Annotated in this window: 14 protein-coding genes; all 14 read right to left on the reverse strand. The window is 47.0% G+C overall.

Features of this window, described 5'->3' with window-relative positions; translation table 11 throughout:
- Nucleotides 1–4 precede the first annotated feature (4 nt).
- Complete coding sequence (gene yxdM, locus AC0OMU_RS21150; protein WP_474241517.1) at nucleotides 5–1,873, reverse strand: ABC transporter permease YxdM; 1,869 nt, start codon at nucleotides 1,871–1,873, stop codon at nucleotides 5–7.
- A complete protein-coding gene (yxdL, locus tag AC0OMU_RS21155; RefSeq protein WP_014115765.1) occupies nucleotides 1,848–2,621 on the reverse strand; it encodes an ABC transporter ATP-binding protein YxdL in 774 nt (257 codons plus the stop codon). The genes yxdM and yxdL overlap by 26 nt, the downstream gene beginning before the upstream one ends.
- Before the next feature lie 143 nt (nucleotides 2,622–2,764).
- On the reverse strand, nucleotides 2,765–3,742 hold the full coding sequence (gene yxdK, locus AC0OMU_RS21160; protein WP_063335867.1) for a two-component system sensor histidine kinase YxdK: 978 nt from the start codon (nucleotides 3,740–3,742) through the stop codon (nucleotides 2,765–2,767).
- Complete coding sequence (gene yxdJ / locus AC0OMU_RS21165; protein WP_474241518.1) at nucleotides 3,739–4,428, reverse strand: two-component system response regulator YxdJ; 690 nt, start codon at nucleotides 4,426–4,428, stop codon at nucleotides 3,739–3,741. The genes yxdK and yxdJ overlap by 4 nt, the downstream gene beginning before the upstream one ends.
- 107 nt (nucleotides 4,429–4,535) lie before the next feature.
- Entirely contained in the window at nucleotides 4,536–5,408 is an 873-nt protein-coding gene (gene iolJ, locus AC0OMU_RS21170) for a 6-phospho-5-dehydro-2-deoxy-D-gluconate aldolase (RefSeq protein ID WP_309529973.1), read from the reverse strand.
- Between the two features lie 20 nt (nucleotides 5,409–5,428).
- On the reverse strand, nucleotides 5,429–6,265 hold the full coding sequence (iolI, locus tag AC0OMU_RS21175; RefSeq protein ID WP_474241519.1) for a 2-keto-myo-inositol isomerase: 837 nt from the start codon (nucleotides 6,263–6,265) through the stop codon (nucleotides 5,429–5,431).
- Between the two features lie 85 nt (nucleotides 6,266–6,350).
- The gene (locus AC0OMU_RS21180; protein WP_014478480.1) at nucleotides 6,351–7,220 is read right to left on the reverse strand and encodes a sugar phosphate isomerase/epimerase family protein; all 870 of its coding nucleotides are present in this window, start codon (nucleotides 7,218–7,220) and stop codon (nucleotides 6,351–6,353) included.
- A gap of 19 nt (nucleotides 7,221–7,239) precedes the next feature.
- The gene (iolG, locus tag AC0OMU_RS21185) at nucleotides 7,240–8,274 is read right to left on the reverse strand and encodes a bifunctional inositol 2-dehydrogenase/D-chiro-inositol 1-dehydrogenase (protein WP_003244482.1); all 1,035 of its coding nucleotides are present in this window, start codon (nucleotides 8,272–8,274) and stop codon (nucleotides 7,240–7,242) included.
- A gap of 22 nt (nucleotides 8,275–8,296) precedes the next feature.
- Nucleotides 8,297–9,613 (reverse strand): myo-inositol transporter IolF, encoded by a 1,317-nt coding sequence (iolF, locus tag AC0OMU_RS21190; protein WP_474241520.1) that lies wholly within the window; start codon nucleotides 9,611–9,613, stop codon nucleotides 8,297–8,299.
- Nucleotides 9,614–9,627: 14 nt separating this feature from the next.
- Nucleotides 9,628–10,521 carry a myo-inosose-2 dehydratase gene (gene iolE / locus AC0OMU_RS21195; protein ID WP_003227062.1) on the reverse strand — a complete coding sequence of 298 codons (894 nt, stop codon included), beginning with the start codon at nucleotides 10,519–10,521 and terminating at the stop codon, nucleotides 9,628–9,630.
- Nucleotides 10,522–10,537: 16 nt separating this feature from the next.
- A complete protein-coding gene (iolD, locus tag AC0OMU_RS21200) occupies nucleotides 10,538–12,451 on the reverse strand; it encodes a 3D-(3,5/4)-trihydroxycyclohexane-1,2-dione acylhydrolase (decyclizing) (protein WP_474241521.1) in 1,914 nt (637 codons plus the stop codon).
- A gap of 32 nt (nucleotides 12,452–12,483) precedes the next feature.
- On the reverse strand, nucleotides 12,484–13,461 hold the full coding sequence (gene iolC / locus AC0OMU_RS21205) for a 5-dehydro-2-deoxygluconokinase (RefSeq protein ID WP_474241522.1): 978 nt from the start codon (nucleotides 13,459–13,461) through the stop codon (nucleotides 12,484–12,486).
- Nucleotides 13,462–13,484: 23 nt separating this feature from the next.
- Complete coding sequence (gene iolB, locus AC0OMU_RS21210; protein WP_014478486.1) at nucleotides 13,485–14,300, reverse strand: 5-deoxy-glucuronate isomerase; 816 nt, start codon at nucleotides 14,298–14,300, stop codon at nucleotides 13,485–13,487.
- A gap of 74 nt (nucleotides 14,301–14,374) precedes the next feature.
- On the reverse strand, nucleotides 14,375–15,838 hold the full coding sequence (gene iolA / locus AC0OMU_RS21215) for a methylmalonate-semialdehyde dehydrogenase (RefSeq protein WP_474241523.1): 1,464 nt from the start codon (nucleotides 15,836–15,838) through the stop codon (nucleotides 14,375–14,377).
- Between the last annotated feature and the right edge of the window lie 22 nt (nucleotides 15,839–15,860).

Genomic DNA, 15,860 nt, shown 5'->3' on the forward strand with positions numbered 1-15,860 from the left:
CCCCTTACTTGTTCATTTTTTTCAAATAGCTTGACCGCACCGCGAGGAAGAATAGAAGCTGAAAAATGAAAAACCCTCCGATGGTAAGACTGAGCGGCCCCGCGACATCGGAATATCCTTCCACAGCCAATGTTCTCAAGGCAAACAGTGTATGCATGACGGCAATGACAAATGGAAAGAAGAAAAGAATGGCCAATTGTATTGTCACGCTTTGTGCCATTTCACGCTCACTCAGGCCGATTTTGGCCAGTGAACGGTAGCGCTCCCGGTCTTCATCTAAATCAGTGAACAGCCTGAAATATAAGAAACTTGCTGCCGCGACAAAGAATACAATTGCGATAAACAGGCCGATAAATAAACTCAGGCTCGGCAGCTGCACCGTATCATAGTAAGTCCCAGCTTTTGAAGCAAAATCAGAATGCACGTCGATATAATTGCCGTAAATCTCATTTTGCAAGGATTGGCTGATCTCAAGACTGTCTTTCCAATGATCATAGCTGTAGCCGTATAATGACGCTTTATCACCGAGTGATTTCAGCTGATCAAAGGTTTGATCATTCACTGCGATGATGACATTCAATGAGATCAGCGGTTTTTTGACTTCTTTTACCGACAGTTTTTGTCCGGACAGCTTGCCTTTTTGGTTCAGCAGTTTCAGCTGATCCGGCGCTTTGTTTTTGAAATTGCGGTCATACGTGCCCGGGAAATAGACAGCCTCATCATTTTTCAGGCCGCTCAGCTTAACATGGAAGTACTTTGATACATCCGATTTGCTGATCATGTAAACAGGGGGAACAGTTTCTCCTTCCTGATAGCGAACATAGGAAACATCTATTTTGTCTTTCTTATACGTAAAGCCGTGTGTTTTCAGTTCATGGTCAATATCTTTCAAATGAGTCTGTTCTTTTGGATTGTTGCTGTAGGATAAATACTCCATTTCATAAGCGGACTCTTCCGCCCCGACAGTCGATTTGTACATTGCGAGCACGCCTGTCGCAGTAAACGCAACCGCGGAAATAATGCTGACAATAAAGAACAGGCGGGCGTTGTCTTTTAAACGATAGACAAGGTCAGAAACCCAAATGACGTTTTTCCCGCGCAGATAAAAGGTTTTCCACTTCTTCAGCGCGCGCAGAATCCAGATGCTGCTTTGGCTGAAAAAGAAATATGTTCCGATGACGGTGAGCAGTAAAATGATAAACGGTTCGGCCCCGTGGACATTGCCTTTAAGAACCATGCCGTACCCGCCGCACAGACAGGCGATGCCGAATAAGGACAGAAGCACGGACGGCTTAGGCTCCGGCTTAACCTTGTCAGTGCCCTTTATTAATTTGATAACCGTATTTGATCTGACAAAAAGAATCGTAAACTGCGATAAAAAGAAAAATAAGAGCAGAAATCCGCAGGCCGTAATACCGAGCGCTTTCCAAGGCATATACAAAGGCAGCGCGTCCATTTCTAAAATATAAGCGCCGACCGTAAAGAACGTCTTTGAAAAAATGAATCCTCCGATAATGCCGGCTGCAATTGACATGACGCCGATGATCATATTTTCCGCAGTAATGAGCTTTCTCAGCTGCCCCGGCGTGATGCCCTGCATGAGCAGGATGCCGAATTCTTTATTTCTCGATTTCAAAAATGCGTTAACCGAATACAGAACAAATAAGAAAGAAAAAACAAAGATCATCCATTCCGCAGCGGTTAAGCCTTTTTTGGCGATATTATTCAGGTAGCCTTCCTTTAATGCCGGATGAAACAGGAACATCGCAAAGGTAAAGAAAATCAAAACGGAAAAGGCGCTGCTTAAAAAGAATGCAAGATAGGCCCTTTTGTTTCTCGTGACGTTTTTATAAGCGAACTGAAGAAAGGTCATTTGCGTTTCCCCCCAGCATAGACAGCACATCGAGAATTTGTTCATAAAATACTTGGCGGTTTTCCCCGCGGTAAATCTCATTAAACAGTTCGCCGTCTTTTATAAAGATGACGCGGCGGCAGTAGCTTGCCGCAACAGGATCGTGGGTCACCATCAAAGCCGTGACATGATCATCCTGATTCAGGCTCTGCATCGTTTCCATGACGTCTTTTGACGCTTTGGAATCAAGGTTGCCCGTCGGTTCATCGGCCAGGATGAGTGACGGCTTATGAATGACCGCTCTTGCGATGGCGGCACGCTGGCGCTGTCCTCCGGATACTTCAAACGTCCGTTTGTTGAGCAGGTTTTCAATTCCGAGCTTTGCCGCGATGCCTTGCAGTTTTTCTTCCATTACAGACGGTGCTTCTTTTTCAAGCGTTAACGGCAGCATGATATTTTCACCGATTGTCAGCGTGTCCAGAAGGTTGAAATCCTGAAACACAAATCCGAGCTGCTTGCGGCGGAAATGAGCGAGCTTTGTCCGCTTCAGGCGATGCGGGTTTTCTCCGTGAATCAGGATATCGCCTGAATCCGGACGGTCGATCGTTGAAATGATATTCAAAAGCGTTGTTTTTCCGGACCCGGACGGCCCCATCACCGCCGTGAACTCGCCTTCTTCTATTGAAAATGAAATTTGCTTTAAGGCTTGATAGGACACTTGTCCTTTATAGGTTTTATTTATATGTTTGACTTCAAGCATATTCGCCATGAAAATCCTCCTTATGGTTTTATTCTTGTTGATCTGGGCTGCTTTCATGTAGTGCCGGGACGTTCAACATAAAAATCCCCTTGACATAAATCCATGTTATCAAGGGGAAACAAAGCGGGCTATGTTGTTTTCTTAACGCAGCCTTACATTTTTGTAAGAAATGAAAATCGAACTGATGTCCCTTCACCGGGAGACGAGCTGATGTCTACCGTATGATTGAGCTTATCTGTAATTTCTTTGACGAGATGGAGGCCGATTCCCGTAGATTCTTGGAAACGCCGCCCGTTTTCCCCAGTGTAATAAGGGTCAAACACCCGCTTGATGTCTTGCGAGGGAATCCCGACACCGTAATCTTTGACTTCAAGCACCGTCCTGGCTTCATCGCGGAAGACATTCAGCTCAAGTCTGTCACTCTTGCCCGCTGAATACTTGACCGCATTTGTGACCACTTGGCCGATCGCAAATTTGAGCCATTTGGCATCGGTGTAAATCTGATGATCATCGCAAACGTTCATTTTCGGATAAACGCGATATTGAATAAAAAATCGTTTATAGCTTTGAATGACTGATTGGAGAAGCTCGGACAGGGAAACCGCTTCGATTTTAAAATCCCGTTCAAACAGGTCGAGCCTTGAAGAATAAAGAAGCGTCTCCAGCCCGAATTCAATCTGCCGGACTTCTTTTTTGATTTGTTCAAAAACGGGCTCATCCTCTTCTTGAATGATTAAATTAATGACCGACAGCGGCGTCTTTACTTGGTGCACCCATTGATTCATATACGTCACCCGCGCGTCAAGCTTGGCTTCGGTCTCATGGAGCTTCTGGTGCTGCAGCCGGATCAGCTCCATCTGCTTTTCATACAGCTCTGAACAGAACACTGAAGAACCGAGATACGGGATATCCGTCCCTTCCTGCCCCGAGCTGAGCCAATGATACACGCCGCGGTCTTTGTACCAGCGATAGGCAAGATAGCCCGCCAAAATAAGAAGCTGCACGCCCAATATGTAAAACAAGTGAGAAAAAGAATGAAGACCCGCAAACCAGTAATAAAAGAAGACAAACAGCCCTTGAAGGAGAAAAAGCAGAATCAGCACTGCATGAGACCGGAGAAACAGCTTCATGACTGTGCCCTCAGCTGGTAGCCTTCGCCCCGCACCGCTTCGATAGAAACAGGCGCATTCAGCTCCCGCAGTTTTTTTCTGAGCCGCGTGATATACACGTTAAGTGTATTATCATCGATGAATATGTCGGTGTCCCACGTCTTTTCCATGAGACGGTCCCGACTCGTCACCTTTTCTCCCCGCTCAAGCAGCACTTCCAAAAGCTTGCTTTCTTTTTTAGAAAGCAAGCTTTTTTCATCCTGAAAACGCAGTTCAAACCGTTCCACAAAGAGCTGGACGCCGGCATATTCAACCACTTTCTCTCCCTGCTTTGCGGCGTACTCCCCGTACGCCCTCCGGATCTGGCTTTTGATTTTCGCCAGCACAATATCATAAGAAAACGGTTTTTCGATATAATCGTCTCCCCCATTTTCAATCGCCATTACCTGATCCATTTCCCCGCTTCTGGCAGAAATAAAGATGATTGGGCTTGTGGAGTGCTGGCGGATCTGCCGGCACCAATAATATCCGTCATATGCCGGCAAATTGATATCAAGCAGCACCACATCGGGCTTCTCCCGCAAAAAGACATCAAGAACAGTTGTAAAATCCGCGGCGACCACTGTTTGATATCCGTATTTTTCAAGGTAATTCTGCAATAGTCCGCGAATGTCTTCACTGTCTTCCACAATCATGATTTTATTCAAACTGAACCACTCCCGTTTCTTACACTGCTGCCATCATCATAATCGTTTTGGGCGTATGGACGCAACACCGCACAAAAAAACCGCCATCTCGGCGGTTTCTGGTCTCTTTAGCCGACCTGCTGCTTAGCTGCTTTACCGGCTGATCCGAACTCTCTCATTTTGCTTCGCACTGTCTCTTCCACAGCTTCAATGCCGGGTGTCAAATAGCCGCGCGGTTCGTACAGATCGCTGTTTTCTTGAAACATGCGGCGTGTTTCGTCTGCCCACGCTACCATACATTCCGTATTGATATTGATCTTCGCATGGCCGAGCGTGATGGCTTTTTTGATCTGATCCTGCGGAATCCCGGATGCCCCGTGAAGAACGAGGGGAATATCAGTCATGCGGGAGATAGCCTCCATTTCCTTAAATCCGAGATTCGGCTCACCCTGATATTTGCCGTGTACAGAGCCGAGGGCGGCGGCCAGCGCGTCGATATTGGTTTCTTTAACGATCCGCTCACATTCCGTGATATCGGCATAGCGGACCCCGCCGACCAGTCCGTCTTCCATTCCGCCGACCGTGCCGACTTCGGCTTCTACTGACACGCCGTGTTTTGCGGCATAATCGGTGACTTCTTTTGTCATCGCGATATTCTCGTCAATCGGCTGATGGGAGCCGTCAATCATCACTGAGCTGAATCCGGCATCAATGGCCTGTCTGCAGCGTTCCGCACTGCTGCCGTGATCGAGATGAAGCACGACCGGAACGGTAATCGCCATGTCCTCCATTAACGCGCCTACCATGGCGGCAATCGTTTTAAATCCGCCTAAATAGTCGACCAGGCGATCAGAAGCCGCGGCGATGACCGGTGATTGCTCCTTTTGCGCTGCCTGCAAAATCGCCTTCGTCCATTGCAGGCCGTTGATATTAAACTGGCCAATTGCATATTGCTCCCGCTTTGCATCTTCAAGAAGCTCTTTCATCGATACAAAAGCCATGTCCACCCCTCCTTTATCCATTACATGCTGAAGTATTTTGATACAACATCAACCGTTGTTTTTTTCGCTGTTTGAATGGCTTCCTCAGCAGTCAGCTTATAGTATTCAGGCCGGAAGAGCTCAACCGAAACAACATCAGAGAAGCCGATTTCCTTCAGTGCTGATAAGTGGGCATCTAAGTCAATTGCCCCTTGTCCCGGCCATACACGATCCTCATCTGTTAAAAAGCCGATTGGGAAATCTTCTGTATCATCAATATGATAGATGAAGATTTTCTTTCCGTCCGCCTGCTTTAAGCTCTCAATATTTGAACCCATTGCATGGAAGTGAAAACTATCAAGGACAAGCCCGACATTGTCACGGTTAACTGTGTTTACGATCTCATACGCCTGTTCAAACGTATTGACCGTACATTGCGGATGGCCGACAAATTCAAGCGCGATTTTTACGCCGTACGGCTCCGCGATATCTGACAGCTCAGTCAGCACGTCTACACTGCTCTTTTTGATCTCTTCTTTTACAATCTTCTGCTCTGTCACAAGCGGAACGGCCACCACATATTTCACACCGAGGGTTTTGCATGTTTCCATCATGCCTTTAAATTCAGTGATGATCACGTTGTGGCCCTTTTCATCACGGTTGTTGAAGAAAACAAGCGCGTTTAAAGCAAGCGGTTTGATGTGATGGGTTTGAAAATATTCCGCAAGATCTGCCAATGAATGATCTTTTAAGTACTCGGGCAACTTATCCATTGTGCGGATTTCAATATAATCATAGCCGTGCTTTTCGCATAGTTCTAAATCCTGTTTAAGGTTTGAGTTTTCCAATGTTGTCGCTTCATTAAAACAAAGTTTCATGCCAGACTCCCCCATCTGCGTTTTAGATATGAAGGGAGTTCGGCAGGAAGGCTGTCGCCATATCCCGCCGAACTCCATGCTCAGCTTATGCCAGACCTAATTCTTCTTTCATTTTCTTAAGCATAAATCGGCTTGATTCATCCGCTCTTTCATCGACCCAAGCAAATACGGCATTCGTCGCAATTCCGTCGAACTTCATCTCTCTCAGTTTTCTGAAAATCGTATCAAAATCAACCTCGCCTTGGCCAATGTCCAAATGCTGGTGAACCGTTACTTTCGCGTCAGGCGGATTGACGATGTAGCGAAGGCCATGAGCCGCTTTATGATTATAGGTATCTGCAAATAAAACATGTGTGAGGCGGTCGCCGGCTTCGTCAAACATGGTCTCGATGTCGCCTTTGCCGTCATCATAGAAGAACGTATGCGCAGTCGAGTAGACAAGATTGATCCAATCCTTGTCAAGCGCGCGGATCATATCCATCGCACCTTTGTGCGTTTCGATAAAATCGTATGGGTGGGCTTGAAGATTGAGTTTCATGCCTTCTTTTTCAAAGACTGGCAGAAGCTCATCCATGGATTTGATAAATTTTTCTTCACTTGTTAAAGGATCATATTTTGAACCGCTGAATTCGCTGTTCATCAAATCCACTTCAAGTTCAACCGCAATTTCGATTGCCCGTTTCCAGTTGCGCACTGCTGCCTGGCGGCGGTCTTCATCAGGACCCGCCCAGTGGTAAAGAGGAAGAAGCGATGAAAGCTTAACACCTGTATCCCTTAACAGCCGCTTTAATTGTTTGATCTTTGCTGAATCGACTTTCGGATATTTATAAAATGGGCAAAAATCCTCACGCGGCGATAATTCGATATATTCATAGCCGAGCTCTGCCGTTTTATAGACCATTTCCTCTAAAGTTAAATCATCACGATACATGGATGGATCCAATGCTAATTTCATATTTTCACTCCTCTGTTTTTTAGTTTTGAACTGTTGTAAAAGATTGATAGAATTCCGGTTTTTCCTTCAATTCAACCTTTTCTTTTTGTCCAGATTCCTGGGCTTTTACACACGCGTCAGTCGTAACAGCAGCAATGTAGCCGTCCCATGCCGTCGGTCCGCTGACCTCGCCTTTCTTTTGAATCGAATCAATAAAGTCTTGGATTTCCACATCGTACGCAGCGACAAAGCGTCTCTGCCAATCCATCAAAATATCAGTGCTGAATCTGCCTTCTTTTCTCAAGCTGATGCTTGATGGTTCAGGAAGCTTGATGATGCCGTCTTCTCCGACGATTTCACATTGAATGTCATAGCCGTATTTACAGTTCACATAGATTTCAGCATTGATGACGATACCGCCTTTTGTTTCAATTACGACGATTTGCGGATCTTTTAAATGTGGCAGCGCGTTTTTCGATTTTTTCGGGTAGATGACTTGAACGGACTCGTAGTCATCGTTGACGAGCCAGTGCAGTACATCAATTTCATGAACAAGCGTGTCGACTACGGCCATATCGGTTGTGTAGTTATCTCCTACAGTCGGGTTGCGGTGCGCGCAGTGAATCATAAGCGGTTCGCCAATCACATGGTTATCGAGTGCTTCCTTCAGCTGTACGTAACCGCTGTCATAACGGCGCATGAAGCCGACTTGGACAAGGCGTTTGCCCACTTTGATTTCTTCTTCGACAATGCGCATGCATCCTTCAGCCGTTGTCGCGAGCGGTTTTTCACAGAACACATATTTCTGGGCTTTAATGGCTTTCAGCACGCTTGACTCATGCGCAGGCCCCCAGCTTGTCACTAAAACAGCGTCTACATTTTCGTCTGCAAGCAAGCTGTCATCATTCGGATAAACCGTCGCGTTTAATTGGTATTGCTCAACGACCTTTTGTGCAGCTTCTTGATTAACATCCGTTACAGCTACGATTTCCGCGCCTGACAGCTTGTTCGTGATGCGGTTAATATGTTCTTTTCCGATTGCTCCAGTTCCAATTACGCCAATCCGTAAACTCATTGACAGCCACTCCTTCTGTTGGTTACATGATTTTGCTTTCTGTTCCTTGCTTTACTTGGCTCTGAGGAGACCCGTAGAGTTCCTCTTGAATTTGTTCAAGCGACTTGCCAGACGTATTCGGCGCAAAGAGCAGCCCGATGATCATACTGGCCGTCACACATCCGAGAAGAATTGCAGCCATCGTTCCAATGCCGAAATTGGTGATAATCATTGGGACAAACAGACTCCAAATCCCTATTGAAATACGGACAAGAAAAAACATCAGTCCTTGTGCGGAAGCACGATATTGCGTAGGAAAGATTTCACTGGCCCATAACTGATAGTTCGCTTGCTGCCCTGCTCCGTTATTGATGCCGATCACGACAATAAACAGGAGCAGAATCGGCAGGCCTTCAAATGGCAGCAGAAACAGTGTCCACCCGATCACCGCCATGAAAGCGGCGATTCCAAATACGGTTTTTCTATATTTGTCGGCAAAGGGCATGAAGATCAAGGCGACCCCCAATCCTGTGAAGATAAACAGCCCCATTTGCAAAAGGTTGGCCATGTTGGCAGATACACCGCCGACCTGCTGATAAATGTATGGCATAAAGAAGCCCATGACCCCGGCAGCTAAGTTCCAAACCAAGTACACACCCATCAAAAACAATATGCTTTTTAGATACATAGGCTTGAGCAAATCAAAATATGATGTCTTATTCAGTACAGCCGGCTTCTCTGCCTGAGCATCCTCCGGCTGATTTTTTGTCTGCCAGGCGTCTGATTCCGGAAGCCTGATTCTCAGGATGTACGTAATCAGCGCAATCACAAGCAGATGGGCAAATACGATTTTATTCCCCAAGAGTCCCAAGTCACCGGCCAGTACGGAGAGGAGCAGTACAACGACAGCGCCCGCGGCCCAAGCGACTTGTGCTACGCCGCAATGCCTGGCCCGATTCTTCTTTGGCGCATTTTCCGCAATAATGGTCCATGACGCGGTTATATCAGCTCCTACTGATAAACCGATAATGATGTAACCGCTTAACAACATGGGGAAATTAACCCCGAACAAAACCAAACAAATCCCTAGTGCATAAACCAGCATACTATTGGTATAAACAGCCTTCCGTCCGACTTTATCAGCCAGAAACCCGCCAAGCAGCGCGCCGACAGCGGCAGAAATCGCATTTGCGCTCAGCGCGCCGAGCAGCCCGATTTGCGTATCAGATAGCTTAAGGTAACTGACCCATAATGATAAACCGGCGGAGCCTGCCACAATTGAACCGGCATCAATATAGTTGGCCAATGCTGCGGCGATTGTCCGTTTATTGAAGGCTGAATCTCCATTGGTATTGCCCATATGTCCAGTCCCCATTAAGCCAGATCCAACAACTGCTGATCAATATAGTTTCTCGCAATCAATGCATACTCCAGCGGGTTTGCAACATCGGGGTCCTGTTCAGCTTCAATGACAATCCATCCGGAATAACTGTGCTTCAACAGCAGCTGATATACTTCTCTAAAGTCAATGCAGCCGTCACCGGGAACCGTAAACATGCCTTTTAAAAATGATTGCCGGAACGATTGTCCTTCGAGTCTGCATTGTTCCATGACATTCAGGCGGGCATCCTTAAAGTGCACATGCTTAATGCGGCCGATATGCTTCTCAAGCATCCCCATGTAATCGCCGTCAGAAATATACGCATGGCCTGTATCATAGAGGAGGTGTACATGCGCAGGGTCAGTTCCTGCCATCAGGCGGTCCACTTCTTCCGCTGTTTGGACACCAGTGCCGAGATGATGATGATAGACAAGCTTCAAGCCATGCTGAGCGGCAATTTCGCCAAGGTGATTCAGCCCTTCGCAAAGCCGCTCCCATTCATCATCCGTAAAGTGCGGCTTCTCTGTGAACACGTTTTTCTCCAAGCTTTGCACGCTGTACGTTTGTTCAGAGACAACTGCGACATCCGCGTTTACTTGCTGCAAATACTCACAATGCAGGGTAAATGTCTTTGCCGCTTCACCAAGTCCGTCACGCAAAATAAAACTGCTGAACCATTTTCCTGCAATGCGTAAGTTCCGAAGCTTCAGCTCTTTGTTCAGGATGGCAGGTTCGGGGAAAAAGCCCCCGACCTCCGTGCCTTGAAAACGTGCGACAACGATATCACTTAACAAATGCTGAAGTGTATTTCCCGCTCCAATTTCAGGCATGTCATCATTCCGCCACCCAATGGGAGCGATTCCCCACAGGATTTCATTTTTGCCCATCTATGGTGCCTCCCCTCTAATACTGCTTCGCAGATTCCAGCTTTTTCTCTTTTGCTTCGTATGCCTTCTGAACGCTTTCTTGTTCAGATACCTCTGCCACCCCGACATGCCACCAGCTGTCATAGCCGTCCGTCATTGTTTTAGGCAGCACCTTCATTTCAATTAATGTTGATACATCCTGTTTCTTCGCATCCTCTAACGCCGCTTTTAATTCTTCTACTGTGTTTGCGCGATAGGTTTTCGCGCCGTATCCCTCAGCGACTTTCGCGTAATCGACATTCAGGATTTGGTTGTCATCTGTGCGGAACTCGCAATAGTAGCTGCCGCTGCCGTGATCCATTTGCAGGTTGTTGATACATCCGAATCCTGAGTTGTCAAAGAGCAGCACATTGATTTTCTTGTTGTACTGAATCGCCGTGATCAGTTCAGAATGAAGCATCAGGAAGCTGCCGTCTCCGACGATTGAATACACTTCTCTGTCAGGGTGGGCCAGTTTAAGACCGAGTGTCCCGGACACTTCATAGCCCATGCAAGAATACCCATACTCCAGGTGATACGTATTTGGAACATTAGAATGCCACAGACGCTGCAAATCTCCTGGGAGTGAGCCTGCTGAACAGATGATGACGCTGTCTTCAGGAATCGTCTCGTTGATTGTCAGCAATGCCGTTGTTTGCGGAAGCTCCGTATTCAACGCGTCAGCATATTCATTCAGGACCTTTTGAGAAAAGTGATTTTTGATTTCCGGATCAAATGCTTCCCGCTTAAACGTCACTTTGCTGAGACGCTCGCGTTCAGCTAGCCATTCGTCCTTCAGCACCCGGATCGTTGTGCCGAACTCGCTCTCATAGCCTTCAAGCAAGCCGTGCAGTTTGCCAAGCGTCACTTTCGCATCCGCTACCACTTGGAATGCATCAAGTTTATACGCCTGCATTCGGCTGACGTTAATGTTCAAAAACTTCGCTTTATCAAAATCAAAAGCGGTCTTAGAGGATGTCGCAAAATCTGTATACCTTGTGCCGATGCCGATAATCAAATCAGCTTGGCGGGCCGCTTTGTTTGCCGCAAGTGTACCTGTGATGCCCATTCCGCCAAGGTTGTTCGCAAAATCTGCCTCAACAGTAGACTTTCCTGCCTGCGTTTCAACTAACGGAATGTTATAGGCTTCAGAAATGGCAACCAATTCATCGCGCGCACCGGAATATTTTGCGCCTCCGCCGACGAGAATCACAGGTTTTTTGCTGGATTTAATCAGCTCCGCCGCACCTTGAAGCTCGCGCTCGCTCGGCTGCATACGATCAATATAGTGAACCCGTTTGACGAAGAAACTTTCATCAAAATCGTATGCTTCCCCTTCAACATCCTGAGAAATACAAATCGTTGCCGGACCTGCTTTTGCCGGATCAGTCATGACTTCAAACGCGCGCAGCAAACTGCTCATCAGCTGCTCAGGGCGCGTAATGCGGTCCCAGTATCTCGATACAGGTTTCAATGCATCGTTTGTCGTAATCGCCGCACTGTATTCTTGCTCCATTTGCTGCAGTACAGGGTCTGGCTGTCTTGTCGCAAATGTGTCTGCCGGAATCAAGAGAACTGGGATATTGTTTGCCAATGCAGTGCCGGCTGCCGCCACCAAGTTAGCCGCTCCCGGTCCGACCGATGTAGACACCGCATATATTTTTCTTCTCAGCATTTGCTTGCTGTACGCCATGGCCGCATGCGCCATTCCTTGTTCATTTTTCCCTTGATAGACTTTCAAATGGCCTGCATCTTGCTCAAGCGCTTGCCCGATCCCTAATACGTTTCCATGACCGAAAATTGTGAAAATCCCTTCGACAAAAGGCTCTTCCTTTCCATCAACATGGATGTACTGCTGGTTTAAGAATTTAATCAGCGCCTGTGCTGTTGTTAAGCGAATTTTCTTACCCACAAACGATCCCACCTTTACTCGATCTTTTTCAATTATGACTGTGCTTCAATAAGCTGTACGATTTCTTCTGCAGTCGGCATTGCTTCTGACGAACTGTGCTTGCTCACCACAATAGAAGCTGAAGCACTGCCGTATTTCAATGCCGTTTCGATGTCTTTTCCGCTGACAAGGCCATAGATAAAGGCTGACGCATAGGAGTCACCAGCTCCAAAAGTTTTCAGCACTTTTGTCTTGTACGCTTGGGCGCGGAATACCTCGCCGGATTTGCTGTATGCGTAAGAGCCTTCGACGCCGTGTTTGATGACAACGAGGTCGGCTGAATGGCCAAATAAATGATTGACGGATTCTTCATTGCTTCCGCCTGTGCGGTTTTCCATCACATCAAATTCATCGCGTGTGCCGATGACGATATCAGACTGCTCGGCAACCAAAGAATAATAAACGGCTGTTTCATCTGATGACTGCCACGTATACGGGCGGTAATCCAGTTCGAACACCACTTTAACCTGATACTTCTTCGCGTATTGAACAGCTTTTAATACCGCTTCCCGTGACGGGCTTTTGGCGAGCGCTGTCCCGGAAACAAGCAGCATTTTCGCATTTGCGATATAGTCCTCGCTTACCTCTGAAGGCTCAAGATAAAGATCCGCCACATCATCGCGATACATTAAAATGCTGCATTCTTCAGGGCTGAGGATTTCTGTAAATGCAAGGCCTGCTTTGTGTCCATCTTGATCAACAACCATCTGTGTTGTATCAACGCCGGTCTTTCTCATATAGGACTCTATGAATCTTCCATGCTGGTCATCAGGAATTTTGCCGATGAAGCCCGCTTTTAAGCCAAGCTTCGCGCTGCCGATCGCGATATTCGCAGGTGAACCGCCAACGTATTTGGAAAATGTCATCGTCTCTTCCATTGGGCGGTTGTATTCGACTGCGTTCAGGTCAATACATGCCCGGCCGATGGCAACAATATCAAAAGCCTTCTCTTCATTGAATGTATACTTCATCGTAAACAGCCACTCCTCACTTGTTAGCGTTCTAAAATCCACTCATGCGCCGGGTCGTTATGAAACTTCCATTTTCGCGTCGGCCCTGCCATGACATTTAAATAGTAGGATGTGTATCCGTCCGGAACGCCTACCGGGTGGTATCCCGCAGGAACGATGACAACGTTTTCATTTTCCACAGTCATTGTCTCGTCAATAGAACGGTCATCTGTGTATACGCGCTGAAACACAAAACCCTGTCCCGGGTCTAACTCATGGTAGTACGTTTCTTCTAAGAAAGATTCTTCCGGCAAGTTGTCTTGATCATGTTTGTGAGGCGGGTAGCTGGACCAGTTGCCGCTGTCTGTATAGACTTCAACTACTAATAGACTGTTAGCTGAAGGGTCTGAATCCGGAAGAATGTTATGAACAGTACGTTTGTTTGAAAATTGCCCGCGATGCTCAATTCCGTTGTCTTCCGCTTTGATCAGCTTTGTCGGAAGCTGCTTTTCCGATGGAGAATAGCAAAGCGCCACTCTTGCGTCGCTGACCGCTGTGATCTCAAATGCACGGTCATTTGACATATAGACGCTGTCTGTCGGTTTTCGTTCAAATACGCTTTCACGCGTGCCGATATTCTCAAAAGTCGACTCATGATCTGTCACTGTAATTTTTCCCGTTACCGCCACAATACAGATTTCTTGTTTTTTCAATTCTTCTGTATAGCTTGAACCTGATGCAAGATCTAACACTTTAAACTCTACATAAGTGAGATCAGAGTTGGATGTCGTTACTTCGTGCACGAGTTTGACCCCATTAGACACTTCATGCGACTGCGGCTTACGCAACAAATAACTCATAGTGAAGCCCTCCTCTTTCTATTGGCAGAATGAGTCCGAACAGCGCACATGGACGCCGTTCGGCTGTTCGTCGTTTAGTTGAAATCAGGTGCTGGATATCTTGCCGTTACCACTTTTTTACGTGTATAGAAGTCGACGCTGTCTTTTCCGTTCGCATGCAGCGTTCCAAAGAATGAAGATTTCCAGCCTGAGAATGGGAAGAACGCCATTGGAGCCGGCACGCCAAGGTTGATGCCTAGCATTCCCGCATCAATGTTTTCACGGAAGTAGCGGATTGCGTTTGAGTTGGATGTGAACAAGCAGGCGCCGTTCGCAAACTCAGACTTATTGGCGATTTCAATCGCTTCTTTCAGGTGTTTCACACGGATGACAGATAAAACCGGAGCGAAAATTTCATCTTTCCAGATCGTCATCTCTGTTGTGACATTGTCAAAGATCGTCGGGCCGACAAAGTAGCCGTCGTCAGACACATTTTCACGTCCGTCACATACGAGTCTGGCACCTTCTTCAAGACCTTTTTCGATATAGCTGAGCGTGCGCTTCTTGTTATCTTCGCGAATCACCGGTCCTAAGAACACGCCGTCATCAAGGCCGTTACCGATTTTAATATCCGCCACTTTTTCCTGCAGCTTCGCCATAAAATCATCAGCGATTCCTTCTTCAACCGTCACAACCGCACAAGCCATGCAGCGTTCACCGGCAGAACCGAAGGCAGCTCCAACGATGTTTGTGACCGTGTCTTCAAGATTCGCATCGTTCAAGACAATCGTATGGTTTTTCGCGCCAGTCAGAGATTGAACGCGTTTTAAGTTTTCGCTTCCTTTTTTGTAGACGTATTCGCCTACTGGCTTGGACCCTACAAATGAAATCGCTTTAATTTCGGGATGCTCGAGGATGCCGTTTACAACGTCATGCGCACCGTATACGACGTTGAATATCCCTTTCGGAAGGCCCGCTTTTTCAAAAAGCTCAACCAATTTCTCTGTTAACAGCGGAGTCCGCTCAGATGGCTTTAAAATAAATGTGTTGCCGAGCGCGATCGCCATCGGGAACATCCAGCAAGGAACCATCATCGGGAAGTTGAATGGCGCGATTCCGCCGACAACTCCGATTGGGTAACGGTAGTTCGCCGCTTCAACGTCCGTTGCGATGGAAGCAAGCGAGTCACCCATCATCAGGGAAGGTGCTCCAGCGGCGAACTCTACGTTTTCAATCCCGCGTCCCACTTCACCTAAAGCTTCTTTTGTGTTTTTTCCGTTTTCAATGGTAATCAGATGAGCCAGTTCTTCTTTATGCTGAGACAGCAGCTGCTGGAAGTTAAATAGAATTCTGGCACGGCGCGGAACCGCCACCTTTGACCATGTTTTAAATGCTTCAGCAGCCGTTTGCGCTGCGTAATCAATATCCTCTTTTGTAGAAATCGGCACTTGGCATAGTACTTCTTTCGTCGCCGGATTGACGACATCTTCATATTGATCTGTTTTGCTTTCAACCCATTCACCGTTGATGTAGTTTTTTAATTTTCTGATTTCTGCCATTCTTATTGCCTCCTTCATTAGT

The sequence above is a fragment of the Bacillus sp. FAU18 genome (assembly GCF_056033885.1).

What these genes read in the sequence shown, in the direction of transcription:
- yxdM (WP_474241517.1), bottom strand. Translation starts at nt 1,873, where the DNA reads ATGACCTTTCTTCAGTTCGCTTATAAAAACGTCACGAGAAACAAAAGG.
- yxdL (WP_014115765.1), bottom strand. Translation starts at nt 2,621, where the DNA reads ATGGCGAATATGCTTGAAGTCAAACATATAAATAAAACCTATAAAGGA.
- yxdK (WP_063335867.1), bottom strand. Translation starts at nt 3,742, where the DNA reads ATGAAGCTGTTTCTCCGGTCTCATGCAGTGCTGATTCTGCTTTTTCTC.
- iolJ (WP_309529973.1), bottom strand. Translation starts at nt 5,408, where the DNA reads ATGGCTTTTGTATCGATGAAAGAGCTTCTTGAAGATGCAAAGCGGGAG.
- iolI (WP_474241519.1), bottom strand. Translation starts at nt 6,265, where the DNA reads ATGAAACTTTGTTTTAATGAAGCGACAACATTGGAAAACTCAAACCTT.
- AC0OMU_RS21180 (WP_014478480.1), bottom strand. Translation starts at nt 7,220, where the DNA reads ATGAAATTAGCATTGGATCCATCCATGTATCGTGATGATTTAACTTTA.
- iolG (WP_003244482.1), bottom strand. Translation starts at nt 8,274, where the DNA reads ATGAGTTTACGGATTGGCGTAATTGGAACTGGAGCAATCGGAAAAGAA.
- iolF (WP_474241520.1), bottom strand. Translation starts at nt 9,613, where the DNA reads ATGGGCAATACCAATGGAGATTCAGCCTTCAATAAACGGACAATCGCC.
- iolE (WP_003227062.1), bottom strand. Translation starts at nt 10,521, where the DNA reads ATGGGCAAAAATGAAATCCTGTGGGGAATCGCTCCCATTGGGTGGCGG.
- iolC (WP_474241522.1), bottom strand. Translation starts at nt 13,461, where the DNA reads ATGAAGTATACATTCAATGAAGAGAAGGCTTTTGATATTGTTGCCATC.
- iolB (WP_014478486.1), bottom strand. Translation starts at nt 14,300, where the DNA reads ATGAGTTATTTGTTGCGTAAGCCGCAGTCGCATGAAGTGTCTAATGGG.
- iolA (WP_474241523.1), bottom strand. Translation starts at nt 15,838, where the DNA reads ATGGCAGAAATCAGAAAATTAAAAAACTACATCAACGGTGAATGGGTT.